The following is a 4,845-nucleotide window of genomic DNA, read 5'->3' on the forward strand; positions in this document are numbered from 1 at the left end:
ACTGCAAGTCCATTCGGATGATGTGCAAGTTGAGGTGATTGTGGAAGACGATGGGATGGGAATTGCCCCTACGTTACTTCCGTATATCTTTCATCTGTTCACACAAGGTGAGAGGTCCCCAGACCGTGCACAGGGTGGCTTGGGATTGGGGCTCGCACTCGTAAAGAGCTTACTTGAACTTCAGCGTGGAAAAATTTCCGCGTATAGCGCTGGCACTGGTCAAGGTAGTCGCTTCACCGTAAGTTTGCCTCTTGTAACGTCGGCCGCCGGCGCGAAAGCTGCTACTATCGAGAGCGGAAGTACGCCGCATGCTGCGGCGACAAAAGTCCTGATTGTAGACGACAACAAAGATGCGGCTGAAACGCTGCAATCATTGTTGGAAGCCATGGGGCATGAAGTTTCCATCGCCCATAATGCGACGAGTGCCTTGGCCGTTGCTGGGATAAATGCGCCGGCTATTATTTTTTTGGACATAGGCTTGCCGGGCATGGATGGTTATGAATTGGCGAAACGATTCCGCGCTCTTCCAGCGACAGCATCCTCCTCGCTCATTGCACTGACGGGCTATGGACAGGCCGAGGACAGGGAGCGTGCACGAAAGGAAGGGTTCAACCACTTTCTGGTTAAGCCGGTCAAACTGTCCGATGTACTTGGTGTATTTCAGGAAGCCAAAAATTAGCGTTCCGCGCGCTTCACATACCGATAATAACATTTGTACAATCTAGAGGCGTATGTTGTAATTACTACTTTTCGAGCAATATCGCCCCGAACGTAAGGCTTCGACGGGTTCTAAGCGGAGAGGCTCGCTGCTTCGCTCCTCATACATTTTGACTTAGTCGACGTGCGTTGTTCAGCGACAAGCAAAGTATTTTTGACGGTGACTTATTAACGCAATCATACTTTGCATGTCTTAGAATTTGCTGCGAAAGTGGCATTGAACCAAGTTTCGAAGTCATCTAAAATGTTTCCTCTTATACACGAAGGCCAGTGCACTTCAAGCCACGATGCCGACAGGCTGCCTTCCGTGCAACTTCTCTTAGGAAGGTGTCTACTCAAGCTTCAAGAGTATGAGCTTCTGCTGAAGCGTATCCTGGTAAATACGGCATTCTCGGGCTCGCCCGCGGACGTACGGCTCCAGCTTGCTGAAAAGAGTTTCAGCTTACGAAAAAAAATGATGGGCGAACTCGTCGGCATGCTTGCCAACACGTTTCTCACATCTGCAGCATTAGATAACAACAGTTCCCTTTCTAGCGCACATACCGATAATGTCGCTTGGGTAGAAACACGCATGCAGTTTGTGTTTTCTGAAGAGCGATACATCGAAACGAGAGATTCTTTGAAGGAGCTTGTTTCGTTGCGCAACGAGCTGGTTCACCATTTCATCAGTAAATTTAACCTGAGTACTTCAGAAGGTTGTGCGGCAGCTGAAGCGTTTCTGAACGTAAGCTACGCTAAAATTGACGAGAATCACCAGCTGTTAAAAGCGTGGCGCGACACTCTGGTGGCGGCTCAGGCTAAGTTCACTTCTCTTTTAGATGACCCTATGTTCCAGTGCTTTCTTGACGATATTTGTCCCGATGGTACTGTAGACTGGCCAAGGGCTGGTATCGTACAGGGGTTACGTGACGCTGAAGGGTTCCTCGCCATAAATGGCTGGACTAGTTTAAGTGCAGCGATTGAGTGGGTATCGAAAAATTCGCCCGAGCAAAGACCAAGTCGGTACGGCTGCAGCAGCTGGCGCCAGGTTCTTCATGAGTCACGCCAGTTCGACGTCAGAAAGCGAGAGCCTCATGACCACCCCGGAGTGAGCAAGTCCCATCCTGGCCTAGAAATCTGGTTCCGTAGCCGAAGGCGAGCTGATGTTGAATAATCGAGCATACTTACGGCTTAACCAACACCTGTCTGTTCGCCCATTTCGCTGATTTTTGTATGCGACCTTTGCCTGCGCTAACCAGTCAAGCCACCGCTTCGCTTGCCGTAGAAAGACCCGAAATTCCTGAGGTTCTCAACCTTGAGACTGGTGAGTATGTGACATTAAGGCAGGTAGTGGACACCGACTTCAGTGACGTCATCCGTCTACGCACCGAAATCAAGCTCGCTCAGCTTCGGGGCGAGCCGCTTTTCGTTTGCGCGGAGTGCAGTGTGCCAGTCAGCTTGTTGATGCACCCGAGTTCGCGTTGTTTCTACTTCAAGCATACGCTAGAAGACGAGCGCTGCTCTGCAGTCACCCGCGGACGTCTAAGTCACGAAGAAATCACCGCCAGAAAATACAACGGCGCCAAGGAGAGTCGACTGCATCAGAGGATGAAGCATCTCCTTGTTAAATCTTTAGAAGCAGACCCAACCTTCGATAGTATCGAAACCGAAGAGCGCTGGACTGATACACTAAGTGGCCAGTGGCGCAGGCCTGATGTTCGCGCTGTCTACACTAGCCCGCAAGGCGCTCGCATACCGGTGGTATTCGAAGTGCAGCTGTCAACAACGTTCCTCCGGATATCATGTTTTACGCATGCTCACCAAATTCGTGCCGAGGACTGTCTGAATTGTACAAACACCTCGATGGTAGATATAGACATGATTTTACCTAAATCGTCGGCAGTGCACGTTACAAAAATGTGTAGTTCCAGTTGCTACTGAAGGGCGATTGTTCGGCGTGCCGTATGGGCCTTGGATGGCGCGGGCCTGGAACGAGCGTCGCTGCTGTCGAGGGAAGTCGTGTTGTGCTAGTTATGACGTTAGGGTAACGATTCCTTGCAACCTTGGGTTGATGCCATTCAGCATTTGCTAGTGCTGCTCTACGACTGTTGTGATTAAAGTCGCGAATACGCTCGTCTATTGCCTTACGCCTAAAAGATTATTTTCACAGCGCATTAATCGGCGGGAGTGTGGAGACGCAACACGCGGAAGTGATATATATTTGAAGTACGCAAGGCGGGCTCTGCAGAATTACTCTGTCGAAAGAACCGGTGCACAGCGATGCCTCCCTTTAGGAGCAGATGCACGAACAAGCATAATTATGGCCTGCGGGTTATAAAGCTGAACTCCGCGACTAGCGCCGCAATAGCCAGCACAACGCCCCCGCACGCCAGGGTTCCTTCAACGAGGCCTCATAATGATAGGCAGCGTGACCCTGAATGTACTACCGGTTCCGATACCAGCGCTCGAAGCGGTAACATCCCCGCCATGCAAGACCACTAAAGTCTTTACAAGAGCCAGTCCGATTCCGAGTCCGCCTTGTGCGCGGTCAGGAGTTCGCTCGGCTTGGGTAAACAGTTCAAAGATGTGAGGCAGCAGTTCCTTGGCGATGCCTATGCCGCTATCGGTGACTTCTATATAAGCACTTTGCTCATCTGCTGATGTATTTATTGCAATGAAGCCGTTGTTGGGCGTGTACTTTGCGGCGTTGTTGAGCAAGTTTGCAGTAATTTGCACTAAGCGGTTACGGTCTCCGTGCACAGTGCCATGAGCATCGCCTATTGAGACTTTAAGGTGCTGTTTTTTTTCCTCGATGAGCGGCATAGTCTGCTCGACGGCAGCGTGAACCACAGCCTTGATGTCAACTACGTCTTTGTTTAGCTCTGTCAGGCCCCGCTTAACCCGTGATACATCTAAAAGGTCGTCCACAAGCGCAGTCATATGCTTAGCCTGGCGGATAATCACCTCACTCGCCCGGCTGACTTTGGCGTCGTTGTGAGCTACAAGCTTAAGGAACTCGGCGGCATTGGTTATCGGCGCCAACGGGTTACGCAGTTCATGCGCCAACATCGCCAGAAACTCGTCCTTGCGCCGCGCAGCTGCTCGCAATTCAAATTCTGCGTGATGTCGCTCGGTTACATCGACCGTTACACCACGAATGCCGAGAGCGTTACCGAGAGCGTCGTACCGTACTCGGCCACGACTATCGACCCATATTTGTTGCTCGTTATCTGGGCGAATGAAGCGGATGAGAGTCTGATATGTGCGTGCCCCAGACAGTGCGCCGGAATGCGCAGCTTTCATAGTCTTCTGGTCATCTCGGTGGACATGCTTAGATATCTCATCCATTGTTTCAGGTGCGATGCCCATGACCCCTACCATATTGTCGGAGTACTCTAGCTGGTCAGTAACAAAATCCCAATCCCAAACGACCATCTTGGCCGCGTCTAAACCGTCCTTTAAGCGCTCGTCGCTTTCTCGTTTCGCAGCCTGCGCCTCCACAGCTTCAGTTACGTCATAACCCTGAGCAAAAATTCCTATCGTGTTGCCATATTTGTCGCGATAGGGTTCGTAGACGAGGTCAACGTATCTTTGGACAATTGGACCATTCCGCTCCCTCTGCACAGCAATTGGCATACTGCGGGCAGCCCAAGGCGTGCCCGTGTTGTAGACGCTGGCCAAGAACTCTTCGAAGCCTTGTCCAGCGACTTCGGGTAAGGCATCCCATACCGTCTTACCGATGATGTCTCGATGGCCAACTAGCTGATAGTACGCTTTGTTAGCGAGTTCAAATACGTGTTTCGGCCCCATGAGCACCGCCACGAAACCGGGAGCTTGGTCAAACAGGCTTCGAAGATGCTCCCGTTCGTTATTGAGGATACGCGATAATGCCTCATGCATTTGGAAGTCGTTAAAACTTTCTCGATTATTCTCACGGTAGGGCGTCTGTCGAAGAGTAGCGGTCTCCGAGCTTTTGTTGAAGCGGTAGAGACTGCTTACGTCAATCGCGTTTTGAAACAGAAAAGCTGGGTTGCCTTCCTCATCCATAACGGGAGTATGAACGGTGCTCCAATAGCGCTCTTCGTAAACAATTCCGGCTGGACCTCAGCCACGGCGCGCCGCTCAGCCTGCGCGAACTGGCTGGCGCCG

Annotated in this window: 4 protein-coding genes; 3 read left to right on the forward strand and 1 reads right to left on the reverse strand. The window is 51.4% G+C overall.

Annotated features, from left to right (window positions below; translation table 11 throughout):
- Positions 1–679, forward strand: a 679-nt coding sequence (locus tag RT688_RS23535) for a response regulator (protein ID WP_313707252.1), incomplete at its 5' end; no start/stop codon positions are given.
- Between the two features lie 492 nt (positions 680–1,171).
- A complete protein-coding gene (locus RT688_RS23540; protein WP_313707253.1) occupies positions 1,172–1,870 on the forward strand; it encodes an OST-HTH/LOTUS domain-containing protein in 699 nt (232 codons plus the stop codon).
- Between the two features lie 1,226 nt (positions 1,871–3,096).
- Here the strand turns inward: RT688_RS23540 and RT688_RS23545 are convergent.
- Complete coding sequence (locus RT688_RS23545) at positions 3,097–4,596, reverse strand: ATP-binding protein (RefSeq protein WP_313707254.1); 1,500 nt, start codon at positions 4,594–4,596, stop codon at positions 3,097–3,099.
- On the opposite strand from RT688_RS23545, the gene RT688_RS23550 reads away from it, so the two are divergent.
- Positions 4,591–4,845: hypothetical protein (locus RT688_RS23550; protein ID WP_313707255.1), on the forward strand; the 255-nt coding region annotated here is incomplete at its 3' end. The genes RT688_RS23545 and RT688_RS23550 overlap by 6 nt on opposite strands.

The sequence above is a fragment of the Massilia sp. genome (assembly GCF_032106685.1).
Taxonomy (GTDB): Bacteria; Pseudomonadota; Gammaproteobacteria; order Burkholderiales; family Burkholderiaceae_D; genus Telluria.